Consider the following 24,748-nt stretch of genomic DNA (forward strand, 5'->3'; position numbering starts at 1 on the left):
CGCCGCGCACCCGCGCGAGGACCGCCCGCCCGGCCCCGGTGCGCGGTACTCTGCCCCGTGGCCCTGCCCCGCACCTCCTGACCGCGCCGTGGGCCCCGGCGCAGAGGACCGCATCCGATGTCGCACGCTCCCTCCCCCGCACGCCCGTCGGCCCTGCTGGCCATGAGCCGGGGCCTGCCCGCGCAGCTGATGACCCCGGCGCAGCGCGCGCGGCTCGAGGAGCTGGTGGACCTGCTGCGGCCCGATGCGGTCGCGGACCTCGCCGACGTCCCGCCGGCGGAGCTCGCACGCGTCGAGATCCTCGTGACCGGCTGGGGCGCCCCGCGCGTGGACGCCGCGGCGCTCGCGCGGATGCCGCGCCTGCGCGCCGTCGTCCACACCGCCGGGTCCACGCAGCATGTGCTCGGCCCGGAGGCCTGGGATCGGGAGGGCTTCGTGGCGACCACCGCGGCGCAGGCCAACGCCGTGCCGGTGGCCGAGTACTCCCTCGCCCAGATCCTGCTGGCCGGCAAGCACCGCCTGGCCCGCGCCGCCGAGCACCGCCGCGGCCGCGGCACGACCGCCGCCTGGCGCACCGACACCGGCGGCGGGAACTACGGCGCCGTCGTCGGCCTGATCGGCGCCTCGCGGATCGGCCGGCTGGTCGCCGAGCTGCTGCGCCCCTTCGACCTGCAGGTGCTCATCGCCGACCCGTACGTCACCGCGGAGGACGCCGCGGCGCTCGGCGCCGAGCACGTCACGCTGCCCGAGCTGTTCTCCCGCAGCGACGTGGTCAGCCTGCACGCCCCGGACGTCCCCTCCACCCGCGGCATGATCACGCGCGAGCTGCTGGCCCGCATGCCCGACGGCGCGACCTTCATCAACACCGCGCGGCCGGCCCTCGTGGACGAGGACGCCCTGCGCGAGGAGCTGGTCTCCGGCCGCATCAGCGCCGTGCTCGACGTGCACGACGCGCTCGGCCCCGAGGACCCGCTGTGGGACGTGCCGACGGTGGAGATCACCCCGCACATCGCGGGATCGCTCGGCAACGAGCTGCACCGCATGGCGCAGATGGCCCTGGAGGACCTCGCCCGCATCGTGGACGGCCGGCCCCCGCGGCATCCGGTGGACCCGGAGCTCCGAGCGATCACCGCCTGACCAGGCCCGACGCGCCGTCCCCTCGGCTACCTCCCGGCAGAGCGACCCCCGCGGCAGGGTCCTGACGGGGGCATCGGCCGGTGAGCCCCGGCACAGCGGCAGGACAGCGAGGGCAGGGAAGGCTACCCTTCCTCCGATGTCCCTCGCCCCCCTCGAGAAGTGAGAACGATGACCGGCGTGCCGACCGTGAAGGTCTCCTCCGCCCTGGCCGCCGTGGCCCTCGCCGCCCTGATGCTCACGGGATGCGGCGCCTCGGAGGTGATCGAGGAGCCGACCGCGGCCGCCCAGGCCGAAGGGACCACCCAGTACCCGCTCACGATCGAGAACTGCGGGCGCGAGGTCACCGTCGAGAGCGCCCCGGCCCGCGTGGTCTCCCTCGACCAGAACTCCACGGAGATCCTGCTGTCCCTGGGCCTGCAGGACCACGTCGTCGGCACCGCCTCCTGGACCGACCCGATCCTCGAGGACCTCGCCGACGAGAACGCGGACGTCCCGCGCCTGGCCGACAACGCCCCCACCTACGAGGTGCTGCTGGGCGCCGATCCGGACTTCGTGACCGCCTCCTTCGGGCGCCACTACAACCAGGAGGGCGGCGTCGTCACCCGCGACCGGCTCGCGGAGACGGGCATCGGCTCCTACCTCTCCCCCACCGACTGTGAGGGCGCGATGAGCATCAACGGCGGCGGCACCCGCACCGTGCCGCTGACCGTCGACCCGCTCTACCAGGAGATCCGCGACATGGCCGCGATCTTCGACGTCCCCGAGCGCGGGGAGCAGCTCATCGCGCAGCTCGAGGAGCGCCGCACCGCCGCCCTCGAGGGCGTGGACCTCGGCGGCGCCCGGGTCATGTTCTGGTTCGCCGACACCCGCACCCCCTACATCGCCGGCGGCTTCGGAGCCCCCTCGTATCTGGCCGACCAGACCGGCATGGTGAACGTCTACGCGGACGTCCCCGACGACTGGCCCGCCGTGGGCTGGGAGTCCGTGGTCGAGCAGGGCCCGCAGATCCTCGTGCTCGGCGACCTGCAGCGCGACCGCTTCCCCGGCGACAAGCTCGAGGACAAGATCGCCTTCCTCGAGGACGACCCGCTGACCAGCACCCTGCCCGCCGTCCGCAACGGCTGCTACATCGCCCTGCACGGCGCGGAGATGAACCCCAGCATCCGCTACGTCGACGGCCTCGAGAAGATCCAGGCCTGGGCCCGCGAGTCCGGCGATTGCGCCTCCGGTGCCCGCTGACCTCGCCGCCCGCCGCCCCGTCCGCGCGGCGACCCCGTCCCTCGAGCACCCCTCCGGCCGCGGGCGGCGCATCGCGCTGATGGCAGGACTGCTGGTCGCGGGCGTGCTCGTGTTCCTCGCCTCGGTGGGCACCGCCATCACGCTGGGGCCGGCCGATGTCTCCCTGGTCAACGTCCGCGACGTCGTCACCAACCACCTGGGGCTGACGCAGATCCCGGTGCGCGTCTCCGAGGACGCGATCGTCTGGCAGGAGCGCCTGCCGCGCGCCCTGGTCGCCGCCTCCTGCGGTGCGGGGCTGGGACTGTGCGGGGCGATCCTGCAGTCCCTGCTGCGCAATCCGCTGGCGGACCCGTTCATCCTCGGCGTCTCCTCCGGGGCCTCGACCGGCGCCGTGCTCGTCGGGGTGCTGGGACTCGGCGGCGCGGCCGTGGGCCTCTCCGGCGGGGCGTTCGTGGGGGCGCTGCTCGCCTTCGGCTTCGTGCTGCTGCTGGCGCGCTACTCCGGCGCCGGCACCGGCAGCATCGTGCTGGCGGGCGTGGCCGGCACCCAGCTGTTCTCGGCGCTGACCTCCCTGGTGATCTTCGCCTTCGCGGACTCCGACGAGACCCGCGGGGTGATGTTCTGGCTGCTGGGCTCCCTGGAGGGCATGCGCTGGGACGATGTGCGGCTCACGGCGGCGGTCGCCGCCCTGGGCACCGGGATCGCCCTGTGCTTCCTGCGGGCCCTGGACGCCTTCGCCTTCGGCGAGGACGTCGCCGCCTCCCTGGGCATCCACGTCACCCGCACCCGGGTCATCCTGCTGGTGCTGACCGCCCTGCTCACGGCGGCGCTGGTGAGCGTCGCCGGGGCGATCGGCTTCGTGGGCCTCGTCCTGCCGCATGCCGCACGCCTCATGTTCGGCCAGCGCCACTCCCGGATCATCCCGGCCACGGCCGTGCTCGGCGCGATCTTCATGGTCTGGGTGGACGCCGCCTCGCGGGTGGCCTTCGCCCCCACCCCGCTGCCCGTGGGCGTGGGCACGGCGCTGGTCGGCGTGCCGGTGTTCGTGCTGCTGCTGGTGCGCCGCGGGAGGCGCGCATGAGCCTGCACGCGGACCGGGTCTCGTGGCGTCGCGGCGGGGCGCTCGTGGTCGACGGGGTCACCCTCGCCCCGCAGCCCGGCCAGACCGTCGGCCTGCTGGGCCCCAACGGCTCGGGCAAGTCCTCGCTGCTGCGCCTGCTGCAGGGCGTCTCCCGGCCGGATGCGGGCACGGTCCTCCTGGACGACGAGCCCATCCAGGCGCAGGGCCGGCGCTCCGTGGCCCGCCGGGTCGCCGCGGTCACCCAGCACGCCGAGACCGACACCGACATCACCGTGCACGACGTGGTGCGCCTGGGCCGCACCCCGCACCGCAGCCTCTTCGGCGGCGGCTCCGCGGCCGATGAGACCGCGATCCGTGCCGCCCTGGACCGCGTGGGCCTCACGGACAAGGCCGATCGCCTGTGGCGCACCCTCTCCGGCGGCGAGCGCCAGCGCGCCCACATCGCCCGCGCCCTCGCCCAGGAGCCGCGCGAGCTGCTGCTGGACGAGCCCACCAACCACCTCGACATCCGCCACCAGCTGGACCTGCTGCACCTGGTCTCGACCCTCGAGGTGACGGGCATCGTCGCGATCCACGACCTGAACCTCGCGGCGATGTTCTGCGACGCGGTGCTGGTCCTGGACCGGGGCCGCGCCGTCGCGGCCGGCACCCCGGCGCAGGTGCTCACCCCGCAGCTGATCCACGAGGTCTACGAGGTCGAGGCCGAGGTCACCCACGACCCGGCGACCGGCCGGGTGGCGGTGTCCTACCTGGTCCCGGCCCGTGAGGCCCCTGCAGTGCGCTGACCTCCCGGCGCCGGGCGGGGCACCGGGTCAGGGCAGGCAGCCGGGTCCGGACAGGCAGCCGGGTCAGGGCAGGTAGAAGTACTGCGGCAGGATCTCCTTCTCCCCCGCCGCACCGTCCGGGCCGGGGGCGAAGTACTCGGCCATGGCGGCCTCCCAGCGCGGGGCCACGTCCGCGCGGCCGATGGCCTCCTGCGCGGCGTCGACCTCATCGGCCTCGAAATAGCCGACGACCAGGCCGTCCTCGGCGCGCAGGAACAGCGAGTAGTTGCGCCAGCCGGCGGCGGTGAGCGCCTCGCGCATCTCCTCCCACACGTGCTGGTGGGCCTCGACGTACTCGGGCAGCTTCTCGGGGCGCACGTGGAGCAGGAAGCAGCAGCGGCCGGCGCTGCGGGCCTCGGTGGTCTCCAGCAGGCGGGCGAGGTCGGGGGCGGTCATCAGGACTCCTTCGTCGAGGTCAGGGCGGGCACGGCGGTCGCCTCGGGCTCGGCGGCCGCATCGGGCTCGGCGGTCTCGGCGGTCGCATCGGGCACGGCGCTCTCGGGGAGATCATCGCCGATCAGCGCGAGGTTCGCGATCGCGGCCAGGCCGTACTGGGCGGCATCGTTCGTGGAGACGAAGGCGGCCTCGTCCACCGGCTCGAGGACGCCGGGGCCGTCGATCCGCCGCAGCCGCCAGTCCTCCTGGGCGACCAGGGCGTTCCCGTTGAGCTGGTCGTCGAGCCCGCCGTGGAAGGCGTCCCAGGCGCGGCGCGCCAGCGCCGTGTCCCCCTCGGCCGCGGCGACCACGGCCAGGAGACGGCTGTAGGCGGGCACCAGGGAGATCCCCTGCAGCGGCGCGCCGAAGCGCTCCGTCTGCTGCTCCGGGGTGGCGAGGTAGAAGCGGCAGTACTCGTGCCAGGCGGCGGTGAAGCCCTCGTCCTCGAGGAGGTCGGTGAGCTCGGCGATGATCTCCACCATCCCGAACACGGCGGCGAGGTGCGAGACCTGCACCCGGTCGCGGTCCACGGCGAAGCGCCGCGCGTCCAGGTCCCACAGCGCCTCGCCGGTGAAGAACCCCTGGGGCAGGCGGCCGATGCCGGACATCGCCGCCCGCAGCTTCTCGTGCGCGGCCGCGTCCCCGTGCCGCTCCCAGGCCGTCAGCCAGGCGCCCAGCAGGGCGCCGAGGTCCGTGCCCAGCCCGATCGCGAGGGCACGGCGGTCCGGGGCGTACACGTCGGAGCGGACCTTGCGGGTCGCATCCACACGCAGCAGCGCCTCCTCGGAGGAGGCGACCTCGTCCAGCAGCTCGCCGGTGCGCTCATCGGCCGTCAGATAGTAGAAGTGGCGGCGGTACACGGCGCTGGAGACCCGCAGCTGCTTGGCGCTGCACCCGAAGTGCTGCACGTTGTGCCGGGTGCCCAGGCCCGCGAAACGGCCCACGTGGTACTGGTCGACCTCCCCGGTGTGGCGGGTCATCGCCTCGGCCAGGCGGTACGCGCCGGCGTCGCCGCTGCGCAGGAAGTCCGTCCACAGCCACAGGTCCGGGGACAGCTCGGAGTTGTCCCAGGCGTAGCCGCCCACGTCGTAGCGCCACTGGTGGCGGTCCGGATCATAGGTGTGCATGACGTCGCCGTAGTCCCAGAACCCGTACCAGCGGCGCTGCTCCACCTGGCCCAGGTAGAACTCGCGCAGGAAGTCCAGGCGGTCCTCGATGCGGGCGCGCTGCGGCGTGGAGCGGTCCACCACGTCCCAGGTCCCCAGCACCCGCGCGGCGCGCAGCCGCGACGGGGGCGCGCACAACTGCGGGGGCAGGGACGTGGCCGCCGCCAGCTCGGCCAGGTGATCGGTCGAGGGGGTCGCGGCGAAGGCGTCGATGCTCAGCTCATGGGTGCGGGCGATGCCGCGGGCGTCGCCGAAGCCGGGCTCGTAGTCCTCGTAGGTGATCTCGAGGGCGTCCAGCTGGTCGGCGAACGTCTCCTGCCCCAGCCCGTCGTGGTAGAACCGCAGGTCCATCGGCTCCGCGCTCGGGGCGTACATCCACGCGGTGACCTCGGCGAGGTCGCCGCGGGCGCCGGCGACGTCCAGCTGCGTAGGCACGAGCCTCCAGAAGTCCCGCAGCCCCAGGCCGATGCCGCCCTGCACGTCGCCGAGGTACGCGTAGCCGCGGCTGCGGGTGCCGCCGCCCGCGGGGATCCAGGGCCGGTCGGCGGCGGTGCGCTTGGCGACGCCGTACCCGTCGGCGGTGATCTGGCGCAGCGTCCACGCGTCCCAGGCCGGGACGCGGTGCAGGCGCCGGGAGACCTCCGGGGCCCAGCTGCCCTGCGGCGGGGTGGGCCGCCCGGCGATCTGCGCGGCGCGGACCTCCGCCCCCGGATCGCGGCGCAGGCCGGTCACGCCTTGCACGGCCTCGCTGAGGAAGCCGCCCTCGCTGCCGGCCAGGCGCACATGGCGGTCGGGCAGGGCGGCCCGCATCGGCACCTGCAGGCGAAGGCCCAGCGCGGTGAGGAACAGCCGCTCGGGGTCGGCGTCCCAGATGATCGTGTGGACCGCCCGCAGCCGGGTCGAGCCGGCGGTCGCGTACAGGCGCAGCACGAACGGCAGCACCTGCTCGCCGTCGACCTCGTGGTGCCCCTCCAGCCGCAGCACGGCCTGCACGGCCCCGGACCGCTCGACGCGGATGCCGGTGGTGCGGACCGTGTGCTCGCGGCGCGGCGCCTGCGGCTGCGCGCTCGCGGCCGAGCTCGCGACGATCCGCCCGGCGACGCCGACCTCGCGGCCGTCGACCACCAGGCGGCGGATCGGGGCGTCCTCGCCGGGGGCGACCTCGAGCCGCAGGACCCCCGTGTCGACGACGATCGCGCCGTCCTCCTCGAGCACGCGCACGCTCCCCGGGCGCTCCGCCCCGGGCTCGTCCCCGCCGCCGTCGGCGGCGAGGACGAGCTCGCGCTGCTCCGCTCCCTCGGCCAGCGCCGCATGCCCGGTCCACTTCACCGAGCCGTCGGGCCAGCGGGCCGTCACCCACGTGTCCACGGCGGTGCCGCTGCCCTCGCCGGGGCCGCGCAGCTGCATCGGCGCGGCCTCGGCGAGGACTCCGCGCGGCCACGGCACACCCCACTGGATCGGGACGGGCACGTCACCGGGAGCGGAGTCGATCCAGGTCAGCGGGGTGGCGGGAAGGGCGGACGGCATCGAGAACCTCTTCGGGACGAGAACCAGGCGGTGGGGACGGGGGCTGCGGGCGGGGAGGCGACGGGCGGTCGCCCGCGGGGAGGACGGTCAGCGCACCGGCTGCGCCCCCTGCGCGGGAGTGGTGTACCGCAGCGACGGCGCCGCCGGGGTCTCCATGCCCTCGCCCAGGAAGTAGCTGGTGTGCGGGGGCTGGTTGTAGGAGGTGTGCTGCCAGGCGATCGCGAGGCGGTACTGCGAGTCCGACAGCAGGGTGCGCAGGCGGTGCTCGGTGACGTCGGTGGTGGTGTAGATCCGCAGCGCCGAGGAGTCCTCGGTGCGGTAGATCAGCTCCTCGCGCCAGTCGCCGAGCAGGTCGGCCTGCAGGGCCGGGTTGCCCTTGGTGTCGTTGTTGGTCACGGTGCCCTCGGCGCGGAGGATCTCCACGGCCTGGCCGGACTCCGGGTCCCACTTCGCGATGGTCGGCACGCCGGTGCGCGGGCCGGAGTCGAACTCGTGGTCGACGATCTCGCTGAGCAGGTCGCCGTCCCACAGGGCGACGAAGTTCGCGGCCGGGATCTCAGTGCCGAGCTCCTCGCCGGAGGCCGCCCGCAGCGACCCGACCGGCGAGTTCCACTCGGCGCTGTAGCCGACGTTCCAGCCCTCGGCGCCCGGGGAGGACGGGTCGATGTCGGCCATCGCCCCGCGCCCGGTGTCCTTGTTCGCCGGGACGCTCCACAGCACCTCGCCGGTGGCGGCGTCGCGGAAGGTGGAGCCGAGGTTGCCGCTCGCGCTCATCGACTCGTGCACGGAGAACACCTCGAGCCCGGGGCGGGAGGGGTCGAAGTCGCCCACGTGCTGGGCGTCGCCGTGGCCCAGCCCGGTGGTGTACAGGCCGGTGCCGTCGTCGTCGATGGTCGCCGAGCCGTAGACGATCTCGTCCTTCTGGTCGCCGTCGACGTCGGCGGTGATCATGCCGTGGTTGCCCTGGCCCGCGTAGCCGCCGTTGCCCGGGTCGTCGGAGTCGAACAGCCAGCGCTCGGAGAGGTGCTGCCCGTCGAAGTCGACGGCCCAGAGGGTGGCGCGGGTGTAGTAGCCGCGGCCGAACACGGCGGTGGGGTGCTCGCCGTCGAGGTAGGCGGTGGCGGAGGTGAAGCGGTCCACCCGGTTGCCGTAGCCGTCGCCCCAGTCCGAGACGTTCCCGCGGGGGACGCCGTAGTCGATGGTGTCGATCGCGGCGCCGGTGCGCCCGTCGAAGACGGTGAGGAACTCCGGCCCGTCCAGCACCCGGCCCTCGCTGTTGCGCCAGTCCGCGTCCGGGTCGCCGATCACGGTGCCCTCGCCGTCGACCGTGCCGTCGGCCGTCTTGACGATCATCTCGGCCCGGCCGTCGGAGTCGAAGTCGTACAGCTGCGGCTGGGAGTAGTGGGCACCGGCGCGGATGTTCACGCCCATGTCGATGCGCCACAGCTTCGTGCCGTCCAGCTCGTAGGCGTCGAAGTACACGTTCCCGGTCACGCCGGAGCGGGAGTTGTCCTGCGAGTTCGTCGGGTCCCACTTCACGACCAGCTCGAGCTCGCCGTCGGCGTCGACGTCCGCGGTCATGGTGTCGTTGGCGCGGTAGGACTGCTGCGTCCCGTCCGCGGCGGTGAAGTCCGCCGGCCGGTCCAGGGGCACGTCCAGGTACTGCTGGGCCCACGGGGAGAACTCCTCGCTCGCCCAGACGAGGCTGCGGCTGCTGGCCCCGTTCTGGATGGCCACGCGGTAGACGGAGTCCGCCGTGCCCTCGGCGTCCAGCAGGTTCGTGGAACCGGTGATGGGCGTGTCGGTGATCCGCTCGCCGTCGCGGAAGATCACGAAGCCCGTGGTCATCGGCTCGTGCCCGAGCAGGCGCCAGGACAGGAACACGCCGTCCTCGGTGACGGCGGCGACGGCTCCGCGGTCCAGCCGCTCGGCGTCGCGCGCGAGGGTCGCGGTGCCGGCGGTCTCGGCGGGGGCGGTCTCGGCCGATGCCGGCGCCGCGGACTCCACGAGGCCGATGCCGGCCGTGCCGAGCGCGAGCGGGAGGGCCAGCAGCAGGGCCGCGGGGCGGCGCAGCATGCGGGACCAGGGAGAGCAGTCGGGGACGGCGGGCGAGGAGGGGGTGGTGCTCGGGTGCATCGTTGCTCCGATCATCGAGGGGTGGGGTGTCGGGAGGGGTGGACGAGGGGACACGGACGGGGTCGGGGGCGGCGTCCGCAGCCGCAGGGACGGGCGCTGGGACCGGGCGGGCCGCGCCGCCGGGCGGGCCGGTCCGGTCACGCCGGCGTGATGGTCAGGCCGTTGAGGTGGCCGGTCCGTCCGCCGATGCCGAGGACCAGCTGCCCGCCGACGACCTGCGCGGGCAGGACGACCTCGCGGGAGCCCGAGTCGACCGCGACGGTGACCGTCTCGCCGCCGGCAGGCGTCAGCTCGGTGCGGGCCGAGCCGAGGGCGTCGCCGACGGTCGCGACCAGGGTGTAGGCGCCGTCGGCGAGGTCGACGACGAGCTCGTAGGGGGCGTCGAAGCGGGCCACGAAGTCCCGGGCGACGGCGCCGCCGGCCTCCTCGCCGCGGTCGCGGGAGATCGCGCCCTCGGCGCCGCGCAGGCCGTGGCCCAGCGCCGCGTCGTACCGCGTCGTCTCGCTCACCCGGGTCCAGCCCTCGGCGAGCGGGGCATCGGCCGGGCCCAGGTCGAACCGGGCGATGGCCTCGGCGGTCGCGGTCCGCAGCGCCGGGCCGAGCTCGCCCTCGCCGTGCTCGTTGGCCGCGCTGACGCGGATCTCGTGCTCGGTCGCCTCGGCGAGGCCCCGGGCCTGGAAGCTCGTGCCGGCGGTCGCGCCGACGAACACGGGCTCCTCCCCGACCGGGGCGAGGTGCACCCGGTAGACGTCGGCATCGGCCGCAGCCGGCCAGCTCAGCTCCAGGGTCGAGGCCGAGGCGCCGGTCGCCTCGACGCCGCCGACCGGGGCGGGCACGCCGGCCGAGGCGTGCAGCGCCATCCGGTCGGAGATCGGCAGGTCGAGCGCGGCGACGTCGCGGGCCACGAGGCGGGCCATCTGGATCGCCCCGTACTCCTGGAAGTGGGTGTTGTCGGTGACGCCCGCCGGCCGGTTCGGGTAGATGCCCGGGGCGGCATGCAGGAACACGTCCGTCGCCGCGTCCGGGCCGATGCCGTCGAGGAAGGCCCGGCTGCTCGCGGACAGGTCCACCAGCGGCGCCTCCATCTCCTGCGCGATCGAGATCGCCGCCTCGACATACTCGGGGAAGCTCACCCGGAACAGCCCGGTCTCCGCGTCGTAGTCGCGCCGGCTCACCAGGGTCACCACGATCGCCTCGCCGCCGCGCTGACGGGTGCCCTCGATGTACAGCCGCAGGTACTCGCGGTAGTCCGCCGGCGGGGTGTAGCGCTCGGGCCGGTTCCACGAGGCGTCGTTGTGCCCGAACTGCACCAGCACGACGTCCCCGGGGCGGATCAGGCGCAGCACCTCGTCCAGCCGGCCCTGCTCGAGGAAGCTGCGCGAGGAGCGGCCGCCGATGGACCGGTTGTCCACCGCCAGGCCCGCCGTGGTGAAGCGGTCGAAGAACTGGCCCCAGCCCGCCTGCGGCATCCAGTACGGGTCGTACGTCTGCATCGTCGAATCGCCCAGGAGGAACGCGGTGGGCCGACCGCCCCGCTGACGCGGGGCCAGCGGGGTGATCACCAGGGAGCTCAGGTGCGCGGCCGTGCCGCCGATCTCGAGGGCGAGCTGCTCGCTGACATGCGCCAGCTCGAAGGACAGCTCGAGGATCTCGCCCTGCGCGGCGGCGGTCGGGGCGATCTTCGCGATCTGCGCGGCCGTCACGGCGATGTCCGCGGTCCCGTCCGGGTCGCCGGCGGTGAGCTCGAGGCGGTAGTCGCCCGGGGCGAGGTCGACCAGCAGGGTCGCGCCGTGCGCGGTCACGAAGTCGCCGCGCAGCGGGTCCTTCCCGCCGCGGTCGGCCTCGGCGAGACCGGCGACGTCCGCGAAGCCGAAGCCGCGCTCGGCGCTGTACGCGGTCTGCGCGGTGACCTGCTGGAAGCCCGGGGCGACCGCGCCGGGGCCGAAGTCCAGGCGCAGGGCGGTGCCGCCGCCGCGGGTCGGGCCGTCCGCCGCCGCCGGGGCGGCGACCATCGCCCCGAGCGAGGCGACGCCCATGCCGAGCAGCACGGACCGCCGGCCGGGGCGGGGGTGGGACGAGGAGGTAGAGGAGGAGGGGGTCAGGGACGTCATCGTCGATGCTCCTGGGGTGGGTGGGGTGGGGGTCCGCCGCGGCCCGGGGTGATGCTGACGGTGTCCGGGCCGCGGCGGGGATGTCCAGGCCCTGCTCCGCCCCCATCACGAAACGGGGCAGGACCTGGAGTTCTGGGGGCCAGGGCTCTCGTCGATCAGCCTGCTGGACCGGCTGATCTCCTCGGCACCGGCCTGCGCCGCCGCTCGTTCCTCGCGGCGGCTCCGGCCGGAGCCTTCGTCGATCAGCCCTTGACCGAGCCGATCATGACGCCCTTGGCGAAGTGCTTCTGGAGGAAGGGGTAGATGCACATGATCGGCAGCGTCGCGATGACGATCACCGCGAACTTCAGGCCCTCGGCCGGGGGGATGTAGTTCGGGTCGAGGTTGCCGATGGTGGTCGACGGATCCGTCGAGATCGTCACCTGGCGCACGAACATCTGCAGCGTCCACTTCGAGGAGTCCGAGATGTACAGCAGCGGGGACATGAAGTCGTTCCAGATCGCGACCGCGTAGAACAGCGAGAACGTCGCGATCACCGGCTTCGACAGCGGCAGCATGATCCGCCAGAAGGTGGTGAACTCGTGCGCGCCGTCGATCTCCGCGGCCTCCCGCAGCTCCCCGGGGAGCTGCTGGAAGAAGGTGCGGATGACGATGAGGTTGAAGGGGTTGATCGCCAGCGGCAGGATCAGCGCCCAGTACGAGTCCAGCAGCCCCAGGCCCTTGACCACGAGGAACATCGGGATCATGCCGCCCGAGAAGAGCATCGCGAACAGGATCAGCCGCATGATCAGCCCGCGGCCCACGAGGTTCGGGTCCGCCAGCGGGTAGGCCATGAGCAGCGTCATGGTGATCTGGACGGCCGTGCCCACCACGGTCACGCCGATCGTGACCAGCAGGGAGCGGATGAACGTGTCCGTGGAGAAGATGTAGCGGTAGGTTTCCAGCGTCGGGTCGTTCGGCCACAGGAAGAAGGGCCGGGAGGCGATCTCCACCTCCGTGGCGAAGGAGGCCGCCAGCACGTACAGGAACGGCAGGATCGTGAGCGTCGCGAAGCCGAGCAGCACGAGGATGTTGACGAGGTCGAAGACCTTGTCCTGCCGGGAGACGAATCGAGAGGACATCGGGGGCTCCTAGAACAGCGACGACTGGGTGAACCGCTTGGCCAGCCAGTTCGCCCCGAGGATGAGGATCAGGCCGACCACGGATTTGAACAGGCCGATCGCCGTGGAATAGCTGTAGGCCCCGTTGGTGATGCCCATGAAGTAGACGTACGTGTCGAACACGTCCGCGACCTCGCGGTTCAGCGAGTTGGTGAGCATGTAGATCTGCTCGAACCCCGTGTCGAGGAAGTTCCCGATGTTGAGGATCAGCATGATGATGACCGTCGGCGTGATCGCCGGGATCGTCACGTGGCGCATCTGCTGGAAGCGCCCCGCGCCGTCGAGCTCCGCCGCCTCGTAGAGGTTCTTGTCGACCCCGGCGAGCGCCGCGAGGTAGATGATCGTGCCCCAGCCGGTGCCCTTCCACAGCGTCTGCGCCATAATCAGCGGCCGGAACCAGTCCGGGTCCGCCAGGAAGTTCACCCGGGTGCCGAACACGTCGTTGAACAGCACCGTGATGGGCCCGATGTCCAGGGCGAACAGCAGATAGGTCAGGCCCGAGACGATCGCCCAGGACAGGAAGTGCGGGATGTAGATCGCGGTCTGGATGAACTTCTTGAGCATCTGCTTGCGCAGCTCGTTGAGCATGAGCGCGACGATGATCGGCGCCGGGAACGCGATGACGATGTTCAGGAACGCGAGGATCAGCGTGTTGGACAGGAGCCGGCCGAAGTCGGGCCCGGAGAACAGGCGCACGAAGTGGTCGAATCCCACCCACGGGCTGCCGCCCATGCCCAGGAACGGCAGATAGTTCTGGAAGGCGATGGTGATGCCGTACATGGGGGCGTACTTGAAGATCGCGAAGTACGCCAGGCCCGGCAGCAGCATCAGGTACAGGACGGGGGCCCGGCGCAGCCTCTTGAGGAGGCTCCGGCGCCGGGCCGGCTTCGGCGGGACGACGGGGGCCTCGTCCAGGCCCACCGGCACGTCCGGGGCGGGGGTGGTGGTCATGGTCATCGGCCGCGGACCTCAGGCCCCGGCCTGGTACAGCTCGTTCATCTCGTCGATGACCTGCTGGCCGCCGCTGTCGGTCCAGCGCTGCAGCTCCGACGTCAGGCCGGCCTCGTCGAGCTGGCCGGCGAGGAACTTCAGCCGCGCGTCGACGACGATCTGGTCGAGGATCGCGCCGTTCTGCGTGTAGGCGTCCGAGACGTACGCCGCGCCGGGGTTGAACACCGCGCTGTCCAGATCCGAGTCCGCGGTCGCCTGGCGCTTCTCCTCCATGGCGGCCTCGGCCTCCCCCGCAGGCTTCGAGCTCAGGCCCAGGTAGCCGTTGGACTGGGTGCCGATCTGCGCGAAGGCGGAGACGTCGCTGGAGACCAGGGAGCCCTCCTCCGACTCGATGGGGACGCTCATGCCGTCCTCCACCTCGTAGTTCACGCCCTCGATGCCGTTGTTCAGCAGGCGCTGGCCCTCCTCGGAGGAGAGCTTGTCCATCACCCCGAGCACCGTGGCCAGCTGCTCCTCGGTCTGCACCGAGCTCTTGGGGATCGCGAGGTAGCCGGCGTAGCCCGGGGTGGGCAGCGCCCAGAGCGTCCCGTCGGGGCTCTTGAGGTTGCCGACCATGGTGACCTTGTCCCCGTAGCCCTCGGGATCGGCCTCCTTGAACAGGCTCAGCAGCTGCTTCCCGCGGGAGCTGACATCGGCGATGATCCCGCCCTGGCCCTTGACGAAGGGGTCGTTCCAGGTGGCGGCGTCCATCGTCGCGTAGTCGGCGTTGGTGTGCCCGGCGTCGATGATCGCCTTCATGGAGATGTTGGCCTCGATGAACTCGGGGGCGAGGAATGCCGGCGAGAGCGTCCCGCCCTCCTCCTTCCACACGTTGGCGGTGCCGTGCCAGGTCTCCCACAGGTCGTAGGGGCCGTTGTTCCCGTACCCGCCCCAGGACGGGAGGATCAGGCCGTAGGTGGTCGAGCCGTCGCCGGCCGGGTCCTCCTCGGTGAAGGCGCGGGCGATCTCCTCGAGGTCCGTCGTGGTCACCGGCTCGTCGAGGCCCACCTTCGCGAGCCAGTCCTTGCGCAGGATCACCGAGGCGCGCATGGCGTCGCGCAGGCGGAACACGCCGTAGGTCTTCCCGTTGATGCTCGCGCCGTGGGCGACGTCCGGGTTCTCGGGGGTGAGGTTCGGGTACTCCGCGAGGATGTCGGTGAGGTCCCAGTACCCTCCGGCGGTCGCCGTCTGCACGAACTCGGCGGTCTTGCCGGTCTGGACCATGATGTGGGGGATGTTGTCCGAGGCCATGGTGACGGTGACGCGGTCGCCGTAGCTGGAGTTGGGGACCCAGGTGATCTCCAGCGGCATCCCCACGAACTCCTCGATGGCCTTGTGGAGCTGCCCCTCGGGATCGGGCGCCGTCTCCGACAGCAGCGGGGCCATGATCTTCAGGGTGGTCAGCGGCTCGCCGGAGCCGGAGCCGGAGCCCCCGCCGCAGGCGGACAGTCCGAGGGCGCCGGCGCCGAGGGCGGTTCCAGCCAGGAGGGTGCGTCGAGAGAACATCGTCGTTCCTTTCGTGGGGCGGCCCGTCGCGGAGGCGCGGGGGCCGGGAGGAGGTGCGGGGTCGAGTTCGGGCGGTGTCGGACAGGGCAGGGTCAGGGGGTCAGGTCGGTCGACGGCGGCGAGGCGCCGGGGCCCGGGGTGCGGGCGTGCCCGTCACGGGCTGCGGCGGGCCAGCAGGTCCTCGTTGCGGTCCAGCGACCGGTCCACGAGATGCTGGGCGATGAGGAGGGGGACGGCCGCCCCGAGGAAGGGGACGAGCCCGGGCAGGGCCCCGCAGATCGCGGCCCACAGGGCGAGGGCCGCCGCGAGGATCAGGGTGGTCGGCAGCTGCGCCAGGGCCAGCACGGCGGCGCGCCCCAGCACCTGCGTGACGGGGACGTCGTAGCGCTCCTCGATCCCGGGCACGTGCAGCAGCGACAGCACCAGGACCGCACCGGCCGCGGCGGCGGGGGCCGTGGCCAGCAGCGGCGCGTCCCGGGCGATGAGCGTGGCCAGGGCCAGCAGCACGAGCAGCCCGGGAAGGGTCATCGTCACCTGGCTGCGCCAGAAGGCGCGCCGCCAGGCGAGGGCCGCGCGGCGGGGGCTGAAGACCTCGCCGCGGGCGGCGCGGGCGGCGGTGTCGACGGCGGCCGCGGTCGCCGGGCCCCAGCCCAGCACGATCCCGCCGGCGAGGGTGCCCAGCACCCAGACCGCCTGGATCGCCAGCGCCCGCAGCACGAGGTCGGTCGCGCCGGAGAGGTAGCCGGCGGCGCTCGTCGGCCCGGGAGCGCGGCGCCGGGTCGGGGCGCCCGCGGGGGCCGCCGGGGCGGGCCGGTGCGCTGCGGCGGTCATGCCAGCGCCTCGATCCGCAGGTCCGAGTACTCCGCGATGAGCGGGGCCATCTGCCGCAGCCCGATGCTGCCGCCGCGCCGCGCCGGCCCGCCGACGGTGCCGTCGTCGTGCCAGCTCAGGCACGCGATCCCGTCGACGGAGAAGGTCACCGTGCCGCCGCGCCAGGTCAGCTCGAGGCGGTACGGCGCGTCGACGTCCAGGACGGCGGGCAGCGGGTCCGCGCCCTGGGCGACGAGGTGGAAGCCATGGCTCTTGCGGACGTTGCAGGTGTGCAGGCGCCGCTCGGTGGGCCACATGCGGCGGTAGTAGGACAGGTGGTAGGCGTCGATCGCGCCGGAGTGGTACTGCTCGTACTCCCCGGTGCGGGCGGGCAGCGCGGGATCGTGGATGCTGCCGCCGTCGCGGCCGCGCGCGGCCCAGAAGATCATCGCCAGGCCGGGCTCGCGCAGCGGGCGGAAGTCGTAGGAGATCCGCACATCGCCCTCGTGCTCGACCGGCAGCCAGGCGACGAAGTTCGCGGCCTGGCCCTCGGCGGGGTCGGCCGCGCTCTCCAGGCGCAGGCGGCCGGCGGGGAAGGATGCGACGGCCGGTCCCTCGAGGGTCCAGTCGGCGAGGTCCTGCGGTCCCGACAGGGCGCTGCGGTACAGCTCGGTGCTCATGGGGCGGGGCTCCTCTCCGATCCGATCGCAGCCGCCGTCCGTCCGGCGCCGCGATGCGCCCCGCCATCTTGAATCGTTCCACCGAGCCCGTCAACCGCTTTCCCGAAAGTCGCCGCGGATTGCTCCGGGAGTGCTCCGGGGCCGGTGTCGAGTGACCGTTCACTCGATGCGGGCCGCGGCGCCCGGCTCGGGAAGGAATCCCCCGCGCCGCTGCCCTGTGGCCTGCTATCTTGGCGTGAGAGGCCCGATGCAGGCGCCTGCTGGACCCGCCGGAGGGCTGTCACTCGGTGACGGCTGTCCGCCGGATGATGAACGGTCACTCCGTGATCGGATCGTGATACCGCCCCCTGCGTGGCCCCTCACCGCGACGCCGCGGCGCGGCCTCCCCCGCCCCCTCCGAGAGCCCCAGGAGATCCCCCGTGACGACGGTCCGCAGACCCACCATCCGCGATGTCGCGCGGCTCGCCGGCGTCTCCCATCAGACGGTCTCGCGACGCCTGCGCGGGGACCCGACCGTCTCCTCCATGCTCGCCTTCCACATCGACCAGGCCGTCGCGCAGCTCGACTACCGGCCCAGCCTGGTGGCCCGCGCGATGCGCAACCGCAGCACCGGGCGCCTGGCGCTGGTGCTGCCGGCCGGCAACGCCACCAGCTCCCTGCCCCTGCTCAGCGGCGCCAACGAGGCCGCACGCGAGGCCGGGTACGCCGTCGAGGTCGTCTCCCTGCCCGCCGCCGAGCTGCGCGGGAACCGCGTGGTGGAGCTCGCCGACTCCGGCCTCTACGAGGCGGTGCTGTCCCTGACGGACCTGCCGGACCCGCCCCGCCGCCGCACCGATACGGCGCCGATCATCTCGGCCCCCGTCTACGACGAGCAGATGCGCGACATCGGGCCGATCTCGGAGGCGACCCGGATGGCGGAGCTGGTCACGCATCTGGCCGAGCACGGGCACCGCGACTTCCTGCACGTCACCGCCGATCGCGAGCATCCCGCGTGCACGCGGCGGCGCGAGGCGTTCGAACGGCAGATCCGCGAGCTGGGGCTGCGCTCGGCCGGCACCATCGACTGCCGGGGCGATGCGGACCGGGCGCGCCGCGCCGTGCTGGACCTCCCGGCCGGGACGCCGGTCACCGCCGTCCTCGCCTCGGACGACACCCTCGCCGCGGGTGCGGTGCGCGGCGCCGTCGAGCGGGGCTGGCGGGTGCCGGAGGACCTCAGCGTCACCGGCTGGGACACCCATCCGCTGAGCGCCGCGATGATCCCCTCCCTCACCTCGGTGGCCGTGGACCATCGTCGCCAGGGCGCGGAGCTGCTCGTCGAGCTGCTGGGCATCCTCAGCGGCGGAGACCCGGTGATGGACCGGCCGGCGATCACCGCGATCCTCTGGCGCGAGTCCACGGGCCCGGCCCCGCAGCGGGCGCGGGAGGCCTGAGCGGGGCGCGGTCCGCCCCGCGCCCCGCCCGACGGCACGCGCGGGGCGTGCCGTAGGGTGCTGGCGACCCGACCCGAGCTCACCGAGGAGTCCGAGTGCCCCCGCATCCCATCGACCGGCGCGCGCTGGTCACCCGCCATGACGTCGAGCTCACCGAGATCGACCCGCGCTCCCCGCTGGGCGTGGGCACCGGGAGCCTCGCGATCACGGTCGATGCCACCGGGCTGCAGACCTTCCCCGAGGCCTACCCCGTCTCCCCGCGCGAGGACGACCGCCCCGACGGCACCCTGCTGGGCACCCTGTCCACCTGGGGCTGGCACAGCCACCCCGAGGCGGCCCACCACGACTGGCGCGACGCCCTGGTCGAGTACGACTCCCCGCGGGGCCCGGTGCCGTACGTGGACATGTCCGAGAACGCGCCGGCCGGCGCCGCGGGATCGGCGTCCGAGGGGGCCGGCGCGGAGCGCGACCGGGTGCTGCGCGGGAACCCGCACCGCCTGGACCTGGGGCGGATCGGCCTGCAGCGCGAGGGCCGCTGGGTGCCTGCGGCCGAGGTCCGCCCCGTCTCCCAGCGGCTGTCGCTGTGGGAGGGCGTGATCCGCAGCGACTGCGAGATCGACGGCCGCGCGGTGCGCACGTGGACGGTCGCCGATCCGGAGCGGGACGTGCTGGCGTTCCGGGTGCGTTCGGCGGCTCTCGTCGAGGGGCTCACCATCGCCCTGGCCTTCCCCTACGGGGGCGCCGACTGGCACAGCGCGCAGGACTGGGACAGCCCCGAGCGGCATCGGACCCGGTGCACCGCGCAGGGCGAGGACCGCTGGCGCATCGACCGCGTCCTGGACGCCACCCGGTACACCGTCCTCCTGGCGACCGCCGGCGAGGTCACCGTCACCGGCGACCACGAGATCCGCGTCGCCGCCCGCGGGGAGGAGCTGGACCTCGTGGTCGAGTTCCTGCCCGGCGCCCCCGAGGACCGCGCCGAGAGGCCGGTCGCCCTGCCCTCGGTCGAGGAGGTGCTGGCCCGCTCCGCCGCGCACTGGCAGGAGCTCTGGGAGACCGGCGCGGCCCTGGACCTCTCGGCCGCCGACGATCCGCGCGCGGCCGAGCTCGAGCGCCGCGTGGTGCTCTCCCAGTTCCTCACCGCGATCCACTGCGTCGGCGACATGCCCCCGCAGGAGACGGGCCTGGTCTGCCCGTCCTGGCGCGGGAAGGCGCACCTGGAGATGCACTGGTGGCACGCCGCGCACTTCCCCCTGTGGGGACGGCCGGGCCTGCTGCGCCGCAGCCTGGACTGGTACCGGTCGATCCTGCCGAACGCCCGCGAGATGGCGGCCCGCCAGGGGTTCGCCGGCGCCCGCTGGCCCAAGCAGGTGGGCCCCGAGGGCGAGGAGTCCCCGAGCCCCATCGCCACCTTCCTCATCTGGCAGCAGCCGCATCTCATCCATCTCGCGGAGCTGCTGCGCCGCGCCGAGGGCGAGGCGGTGATGCCCGAGCTCGACGACCTGGTCACCGAGACCGCCGAGTTCATGGCCTCCTTCGCGCTGCCGACGGAGCGCGGCGCCGAGCTGGGGCCGCCGCTGATCCCCGCCCAGGAGAGCTACGGCGCCCTGCGCCGCGAGGTGTGGAACCCGACCTTCGAGCTGGTCCAGTGGCACTGGGCGCTCGCGATCGCCTGCGCGTGGAAGGAGCGCCAGGGCGCGGAGGTCCCGGCGCACTGGGCGCAGGTGCGCGATGCCCTGCGCGCACCGCTCCCCCGCGAGGGCGTCTACCCGGCGATCGCGGTCGCGCCGTACACGATCCGGGAGGACCACCCCTCGATGCTCGGCGCGCTGGGCGTGCTGCCGTCGACCGACCGGATCGACCCGGCGGTGATGCGGGCGACCCTCGAGGACGTGCTGGCGGACTGGGACTGGGACTCGACCTGGGGCTGGGACTACCCCATGATGGCGATGACCGCCGCCCGGCTGGGCGAGGCGGATCTCGCCGTGGACCTGCTGCTGACGCCGGAGGGCAAGAACGAGGTCCTGCCCAGCGGCCACACCCGGCAGACCGGATCGCTGCCGGTGTACCTGCCGGGCAACGGCGGCCTGCTGGCCGCGGTCGCCCTCATGGCCGGCGGCTGGGACGATGCGGCCGAGGGGCCGTGCCCGGGGCTCCCGGCGGCGTGGCGGGCGCGCGCGGAGGGGTTCGTGCGTTCGCCCTGAGGCCCGTGCCCTGAGACTCGTGCCCTGAGGCCCTCGCCCCGTGCTCGCACGGCCGATGCCGCGCGCCCGGGCGGGGGGCGGCCCGCCGGGGCCGCCTCAGCGCGCCACCCGCTGCCCGTAGCGCTCCAGCTCGATCTGCTCGAGCGACTTCCCGCGCGTGTCCGGGGCGCCGAGCACGCCGACCACCAGGGCGACCACCAGGAACGCGATCATCAGCAGGCCGACGACGGGCACGCCGCGCGCCTCGAGCAGGGTTGGGAAGAAGAAGCTCAGCACGCCCACCAGGATCCGGGCGATGAAGAACAGCACCCCCTGGGCGGTCGCGCGGTACGGGGTCGCGAACATCTCCGCGGTCCACAGGGCGTAGAAGGCCTGCGCGCCGATGCCGGCGGAGACGCCCCACAGCACCGCGAACAGCACCAGCAGCGGCATCGTCACGTGCGCGAACACCAGCAGCACCCAGGCGGCGATGCCCAGCACGGCGCCGATCCCGTACAGCAGTCGGCGGTCCATGCGGTCGCCCAGGAGCATGAAGCCGAGGTAGGTCGCGATGACGGTGAGCGTCCACACGAGCACCTGGAGGAGGTTCTGGCTGGCCGCCGATTCCACGCCCGCGCTCTGGTAGACGCGCGGCATGAAGATGCCCATCTGCCCGGCGACGAGGTTCCACAGCGAGTAGACGCCGATGAGGAACAGCAGGGCGCTCACGTTGCGCGGGTGGGAGAGCAGCTCCCGGAGCCCGCGATGGCGCACGGCCGCGCCCTGGGCGGCGGCGGCCTCGCGCTCGGCCTTCTGCGCGGTCCAGATGTCGGATTCGGCCAGGCCCCGCCGCACCCACCAGGTGATCAGGGCGACCACGAAGAGGTGGGCGAAGATGAGCCGCGAGCCCAGCAGCCCCAGCGGCACCAGCGCGGTGGCGATCGCGAAGACGATGGCCGGGCCCAGCGACCAGGCCAGCTGGGCGGTGCCGACATGGCGGGCGCGGCGGTCGTGCGGCGCCTGCTCGGCGATGTAGGTCCAGGCGACGGGGACGCCGGCGCCCACCGCGATGCCGGTGAGCACGACGCCGAGCACGAGCATCCATGCCTGGGCCGCGAAGACGACCAGCAGGGTGCCCGCCATGTAGAGCACGAGGTCGTAGGTGTAGATGAACTTCCGCCCGTACCGGTCCCCCAGCGGGCCGCCGATCATGGCGCCGATGGCCGCGCCGAAGGCGTTGGCGGAGATCGCGGCCACGAACCCGACCATCCAGGTGGAGAAGCCGAAGAACTCCTGCCAGAAGGTCAGCGAGGTGGCGAGGGCGATGATCGATCCGGCCTCGATGTAGTTGGACATCGCGACGGCGATGGTCGCCTTCCAGCCGCGGATCCGCCCGCCGGGGGCGGCGTCCTGGACCGTTCCGGCGGCCTGCTGCGGGGTCATGGCGTGTCTCCTTCGGCGCGGGGCGGGATGCGGGGGCCGATGCTAGCGACCGTGGTGAGTCGTTTCAACACGTCGTCGCCGGAGCCCCGGCGCCCGCCGAAACCTTCTCGCCGGATGCTCGCGCGTGCTAGTGTGCGTTGAGTCGTTTCAAAGACGTCGGATCCCGAAGGAGCACCCCATGCCCACCCCCTCCGTCCTTCCCGATCAGGTCGCCCGGGACCTGCGGGAGTTCTCCATCGAGGTCCCCAGCTGGGCCTACGGCAACTCCGGCACCCGGTTCAAGGTGTTCGGCACCCCGGGCACCCCCCGCGACCCGTTCGAGAAGATCGCCGACGCCGCCCAGACGCACCGGTACACGGGCCTGGCCCCGCGCGTGTCCCTGCACTACCCCTGGGACCGGGTCGAGGACGTCGCGGCGCTGCGCTCCCACGCCGAGGACCTCGGCGTGAGCATCGGGATGATCAACTCCAACACCTTCCAGGACGACGAGTACAAGTGGGGCTCGCTCACCGCGGGGGACAAGACCGTGCGCCGCCGCGCGATCGACCACCACCTCGAGTGCCTCGAGGTCATGCGCGCCGCCGGGTCGAAGGAGCTGAAGATCTGGCTGGCCGACGGCACCAACTACGCCGGCCAGGATTCGATCCGCGCCCGCCAGGACCGTCTGGCGGAGTCCCTCGCGGAGGTCTACCAGGGCCTGGGCGAGGACGAGCGGATCGTCCTCGAGTACAAGTTCTTCGAGCCGGCGTTCTACCACACCGACGTCCCGGACTGGGGCACGAGCCTGCTGCACTGCCTGGCCCTCGGCGAGAAGGCGCTGGTTGTGCTGGACACCGGGCACCATGCCCCGGGCACGAACATCGAGTTCATCGTCGCCCAGCTGCTGCGCCAGAACCGCCTGGGGGCCTTCGACTTCAACTCGCGCAACTACGCCGACGACGACCTCATCGTGGGCCTGGCCGATCCGTTCCAGCTGTTCCGGATCCTCTTCGAGATCGTCCAGCAGGATGCGCACCGCCCGGCCTCCGGCGTGAACTTCATGCTCGACCAGTGCCACAACGTGGAGTCGAAGATCCAGGGCCAGATCCGCTCGGTGCTCAACGTCCAGGAGACCCTCGCCAAGGCGCTGCTGGTGGACCGGGAGGCGCTGGCCGACGCCCAGGAGCGCAACGACGTGCTCGAGGCGAACGGCATCCTCATGGATGCCTTCTGGACCGACGTGCGCCCCGCCCTGGCGGCCTTCCGCGAGGAGCAGGGCCTCCCGGCGGATCCGTTCGAGGCCTTCCGCGCCTCGGGCTACGAGGAGAAGGTCGCCGCCGAGCGGGTCGGCGGGAACCAGATGGGATGGGGGGCCTGACGCCCGCGCCCCGCATCGCGCGCCCCCACGGAGCCCCCGCCTGCGCGGACGAGCAGGCGGGGGCTCCTGCGCGCGCGCAGGCCGCATCCCGCCGCGACCCCGCCGCGCCTACCCCTCTTTTCACACGCTCTCACATCATCTAACATGTTCTGACAGACCTCGGCGGGTCGTCCGCGCCCGCCCCCGACACAGGAGTCATTGCATGTCCCCGACAACGACGTCGCCGACGACCGGCCGGAGCTTCCTCGGGCTCTCCCCCGCCCTGCTGTGGGGCTACGTCGCGATCGCCTTCTTCATGACCGGCGACGGCCTCGAGCAGGCCTTCCTCTCCGACTACCTCGTCACCCACGCCGGCTTCACCACCGCCCAGACCGGCAGCATCTTCACCGTCTACGGGCTGATCGTCGCCCTCGGCGCCTTCGCCTCCGGCGTGCTCGCGGAGTACTTCGGGCCCCGCCGCGTCATGATCCTCGCGACGATCATGTGGATCGTCTTCCACGTCGGCTTCCTGTACTTCGGCGTCATGCAGGGCGACTTCGCCATGACCCTGGTCATGTACGCGATCCGCGCCGCCGCCTACCCGATGTTCGTGTACAGCTTCGTCGTCTGGATCTCCTACGCCGCGCCGGGGGACCGCCTGTCCTCGGCGATGGGCTGGTTCTGGTGCTTCTACTCCATCGGCGTCGGCGTCTTCGGCTCCTACCTGCCCAGCCTGACCATCCCGTGGATCGGCGAGATCGCGACCCTGTGGGCCTCGATCGCCTTCATCGCCGTCGGCGGCCTGCTCGCCGGCCTCCTCGTCCGCGGCCGGGGGCCCGAGCAGCACGGCCCGCGCACCCTCGCCGGACTGCTGGGCGTGCTCACCGAGACGCTCGTGATGCCCGTGCGCAACGTGCAGCTCGCCTACGGCATGATCCAGCGGATCATCAACCAGATCTCCCTGTACGGCTTCATCGTCATGCTGCCGATCGTCTTCGTGCGCGACCTCGGCTTCGCGCAGGGCACCTGGCTGAAGCTGTGGAGCCTCGTCTACCTGGTCACCGTGTTCACCAACCTCCTGTGGGGCGTGCTCGGCGACCGGATCGGCTGGGTGCGCACCGTACGCTGGTTCGGCGCGATCGGCATGTGCGCGGCGACGCTGCTGCTGTACTTCGTGCCCGTGATCTTCGGCCCGAACCCGTGGCTGACCGCGGCGGCGGTCGTCGTCTTCGGCTTCGCCCTGGCCGCCTACGTGCCGCTGTCCGCCCTCATGCCGGCCCTCGAGCCGCATCGCCGCGGCAGCGCCGTGGCCCTGCTGAACCTCGCCGCCGGGCTCTCCCAGTTCATCGGATCGCTCATGGTCACGCTGCTGTGGGACCGCATCGGCACCACCGGCACGGTGATCGCCCTCGCCGCGACCTACCTCGTCTCCTTCGGCCTGAGCTTCCTGCAGAAGGTCGACCAGCGCGCCCTCGCCCAGGACGCCGGGGCGCCGGCCGCCTCCCCCGCCGCCGCGACGGCCGGCGAGGCCGCGGGCCGATGAGACCCCGGCAC

General features: G+C 73.0%; 18 protein-coding genes. 8 read left to right on the plus strand and 10 right to left on the minus strand.

Translation table 11 applies throughout. From position 1 onward, the window contains the following. Positions 1 to 117 precede the first annotated feature (117 nt). From ABD234_RS15755 to ABD234_RS15770, 4 genes are all read left to right on the plus strand, one after another. Positions 118 to 1,137: a hydroxyacid dehydrogenase gene (locus ABD234_RS15755; RefSeq protein WP_038374474.1), complete on the plus strand. Its 1,020-nt coding sequence runs from the start codon at positions 118 to 120 to the stop codon at positions 1,135 to 1,137. Positions 1,138 to 1,305: 168 nt separating this feature from the next. Further along, positions 1,306 to 2,376 carry an ABC transporter substrate-binding protein gene (locus ABD234_RS15760; RefSeq protein ID WP_344358232.1) on the plus strand — a complete coding sequence of 357 codons (1,071 nt, stop codon included), beginning with the start codon at positions 1,306 to 1,308 and terminating at the stop codon, positions 2,374 to 2,376. Positions 2,377 to 2,455: 79 nt separating this feature from the next. Continuing rightward, the gene (locus ABD234_RS15765) at positions 2,456 to 3,457 is read left to right on the plus strand and encodes a FecCD family ABC transporter permease (RefSeq protein WP_051487167.1); all 1,002 of its coding nucleotides are present in this window, start codon (positions 2,456 to 2,458) and stop codon (positions 3,455 to 3,457) included. Next, positions 3,454 to 4,242 carry an ABC transporter ATP-binding protein gene (locus tag ABD234_RS15770; protein ID WP_344358235.1) on the plus strand — a complete coding sequence of 263 codons (789 nt, stop codon included), beginning with the start codon at positions 3,454 to 3,456 and terminating at the stop codon, positions 4,240 to 4,242. The genes ABD234_RS15765 and ABD234_RS15770 overlap by 4 nt, the downstream gene beginning before the upstream one ends. A gap of 63 nt (positions 4,243 to 4,305) precedes the next feature. Here the strand turns inward: ABD234_RS15770 and ABD234_RS15775 are convergent, their stop codons facing one another. From ABD234_RS15775 to ABD234_RS15815, 9 genes are all read right to left on the minus strand, one after another. Next, positions 4,306 to 4,677 carry an L-rhamnose mutarotase gene (locus ABD234_RS15775; protein ID WP_344358237.1) on the minus strand — a complete coding sequence of 124 codons (372 nt, stop codon included), beginning with the start codon at positions 4,675 to 4,677 and terminating at the stop codon, positions 4,306 to 4,308. After that, positions 4,677 to 7,409 (minus strand): exo-rhamnogalacturonan lyase family protein, encoded by a 2,733-nt coding sequence (locus ABD234_RS15780; protein WP_344358240.1) that lies wholly within the window; start codon positions 7,407 to 7,409, stop codon positions 4,677 to 4,679. The genes ABD234_RS15775 and ABD234_RS15780 overlap by 1 nt, the downstream gene beginning before the upstream one ends. Before the next feature lie 87 nt (positions 7,410 to 7,496). Continuing rightward, positions 7,497 to 9,545 carry a rhamnogalacturonan lyase gene (locus ABD234_RS15785; RefSeq protein WP_156954199.1) on the minus strand — a complete coding sequence of 683 codons (2,049 nt, stop codon included), beginning with the start codon at positions 9,543 to 9,545 and terminating at the stop codon, positions 7,497 to 7,499. A gap of 137 nt (positions 9,546 to 9,682) precedes the next feature. Further along, positions 9,683 to 11,656 carry a GDSL-type esterase/lipase family protein gene (locus ABD234_RS15790; RefSeq protein ID WP_344358246.1) on the minus strand — a complete coding sequence of 658 codons (1,974 nt, stop codon included), beginning with the start codon at positions 11,654 to 11,656 and terminating at the stop codon, positions 9,683 to 9,685. A gap of 242 nt (positions 11,657 to 11,898) precedes the next feature. After that, positions 11,899 to 12,777: a carbohydrate ABC transporter permease gene (locus ABD234_RS15795; RefSeq protein WP_344358248.1), complete on the minus strand. Its 879-nt coding sequence runs from the start codon at positions 12,775 to 12,777 to the stop codon at positions 11,899 to 11,901. A 9-nt stretch (positions 12,778 to 12,786) separates the two neighbouring features. After that, the gene (locus tag ABD234_RS15800; protein WP_344358251.1) at positions 12,787 to 13,773 is read right to left on the minus strand and encodes an ABC transporter permease; all 987 of its coding nucleotides are present in this window, start codon (positions 13,771 to 13,773) and stop codon (positions 12,787 to 12,789) included. 12 nt (positions 13,774 to 13,785) lie between these two features. After that, positions 13,786 to 15,312, minus strand: coding sequence for a type 2 periplasmic-binding domain-containing protein (locus tag ABD234_RS15805; RefSeq protein WP_038374483.1), 1,527 nt, complete (start codon positions 15,310 to 15,312; stop codon positions 13,786 to 13,788). Between the two features lie 153 nt (positions 15,313 to 15,465). After that, a complete protein-coding gene (locus ABD234_RS15810) occupies positions 15,466 to 16,143 on the minus strand; it encodes a DUF624 domain-containing protein (protein WP_344358255.1) in 678 nt (225 codons plus the stop codon). Then, positions 16,140 to 16,802, minus strand: a complete 663-nt coding sequence (locus ABD234_RS15815; protein WP_344358257.1) for a DUF1961 family protein — start codon at positions 16,800 to 16,802, stop codon at positions 16,140 to 16,142. Before ABD234_RS15815 ends, ABD234_RS15810 begins: the two co-directional genes overlap by 4 nt. A 419-nt stretch (positions 16,803 to 17,221) precedes the next feature. On the opposite strand from ABD234_RS15815, the gene ABD234_RS15820 reads away from it, so the two are divergent. Continuing rightward, complete coding sequence (locus ABD234_RS15820; protein WP_038374486.1) at positions 17,222 to 18,232, plus strand: LacI family DNA-binding transcriptional regulator; 1,011 nt, start codon at positions 17,222 to 17,224, stop codon at positions 18,230 to 18,232. Between the two features lie 95 nt (positions 18,233 to 18,327). After that, positions 18,328 to 20,436: a hypothetical protein gene (locus ABD234_RS15825; RefSeq protein WP_344358260.1), complete on the plus strand. Its 2,109-nt coding sequence runs from the start codon at positions 18,328 to 18,330 to the stop codon at positions 20,434 to 20,436. Positions 20,437 to 20,532: 96 nt separating this feature from the next. On the opposite strand, the gene ABD234_RS15830 is transcribed toward ABD234_RS15825, so the two are convergent. Next, positions 20,533 to 21,858 carry an MFS transporter gene (locus ABD234_RS15830; protein WP_344358262.1) on the minus strand — a complete coding sequence of 442 codons (1,326 nt, stop codon included), beginning with the start codon at positions 21,856 to 21,858 and terminating at the stop codon, positions 20,533 to 20,535. A gap of 178 nt (positions 21,859 to 22,036) precedes the next feature. Here ABD234_RS15830 and rhaI point away from each other — a divergent pair, with 178 nt between their 5' ends. Both rhaI and ABD234_RS15840 read left to right on the plus strand, forming a co-directional pair. Continuing rightward, positions 22,037 to 23,215: an L-rhamnose isomerase gene (rhaI, locus tag ABD234_RS15835; protein ID WP_344358264.1), complete on the plus strand. Its 1,179-nt coding sequence runs from the start codon at positions 22,037 to 22,039 to the stop codon at positions 23,213 to 23,215. Between the two features lie 202 nt (positions 23,216 to 23,417). Continuing rightward, entirely contained in the window at positions 23,418 to 24,737 is a 1,320-nt protein-coding gene (locus ABD234_RS15840; RefSeq protein WP_084148225.1) for an MFS transporter, read from the plus strand. Positions 24,738 to 24,748 lie beyond the last annotated feature (11 nt).

The sequence above is a fragment of the Brachybacterium phenoliresistens genome, assembly GCF_039530785.1.
Lineage (GTDB): Bacteria > Actinomycetota > Actinomycetes > Actinomycetales > Dermabacteraceae > Brachybacterium > Brachybacterium phenoliresistens.

What these genes read in the sequence shown, in the direction of transcription:
- ABD234_RS15840 (WP_084148225.1), top strand. Translation starts at nt 23,418, where the DNA reads ATGTCCCCGACAACGACGTCGCCGACGACCGGCCGGAGCTTCCTCGGG.
- ABD234_RS15830 (WP_344358262.1), bottom strand. Translation starts at nt 21,858, where the DNA reads ATGACCCCGCAGCAGGCCGCCGGAACGGTCCAGGACGCCGCCCCCGGC.
- ABD234_RS15800 (WP_344358251.1), bottom strand. Translation starts at nt 13,773, where the DNA reads ATGACCATGACCACCACCCCCGCCCCGGACGTGCCGGTGGGCCTGGAC.
- rhaI (WP_344358264.1), top strand. Translation starts at nt 22,037, where the DNA reads ATGCCCACCCCCTCCGTCCTTCCCGATCAGGTCGCCCGGGACCTGCGG.
- ABD234_RS15795 (WP_344358248.1), bottom strand. Translation starts at nt 12,777, where the DNA reads ATGTCCTCTCGATTCGTCTCCCGGCAGGACAAGGTCTTCGACCTCGTC.
- ABD234_RS15810 (WP_344358255.1), bottom strand. Translation starts at nt 16,143, where the DNA reads ATGACCGCCGCAGCGCACCGGCCCGCCCCGGCGGCCCCCGCGGGCGCC.
- ABD234_RS15815 (WP_344358257.1), bottom strand. Translation starts at nt 16,802, where the DNA reads ATGAGCACCGAGCTGTACCGCAGCGCCCTGTCGGGACCGCAGGACCTC.
- ABD234_RS15755 (WP_038374474.1), top strand. Translation starts at nt 118, where the DNA reads ATGTCGCACGCTCCCTCCCCCGCACGCCCGTCGGCCCTGCTGGCCATG.
- ABD234_RS15790 (WP_344358246.1), bottom strand. Translation starts at nt 11,656, where the DNA reads ATGACGTCCCTGACCCCCTCCTCCTCTACCTCCTCGTCCCACCCCCGC.
- ABD234_RS15780 (WP_344358240.1), bottom strand. Translation starts at nt 7,409, where the DNA reads ATGCCGTCCGCCCTTCCCGCCACCCCGCTGACCTGGATCGACTCCGCT.
- ABD234_RS15765 (WP_051487167.1), top strand. Translation starts at nt 2,456, where the DNA reads ATGGCAGGACTGCTGGTCGCGGGCGTGCTCGTGTTCCTCGCCTCGGTG.
- ABD234_RS15770 (WP_344358235.1), top strand. Translation starts at nt 3,454, where the DNA reads ATGAGCCTGCACGCGGACCGGGTCTCGTGGCGTCGCGGCGGGGCGCTC.
- ABD234_RS15805 (WP_038374483.1), bottom strand. Translation starts at nt 15,312, where the DNA reads ATGTTCTCTCGACGCACCCTCCTGGCTGGAACCGCCCTCGGCGCCGGC.
- ABD234_RS15775 (WP_344358237.1), bottom strand. Translation starts at nt 4,677, where the DNA reads ATGACCGCCCCCGACCTCGCCCGCCTGCTGGAGACCACCGAGGCCCGC.
- ABD234_RS15760 (WP_344358232.1), top strand. Translation starts at nt 1,306, where the DNA reads ATGACCGGCGTGCCGACCGTGAAGGTCTCCTCCGCCCTGGCCGCCGTG.
- ABD234_RS15785 (WP_156954199.1), bottom strand. Translation starts at nt 9,545, where the DNA reads ATGCACCCGAGCACCACCCCCTCCTCGCCCGCCGTCCCCGACTGCTCT.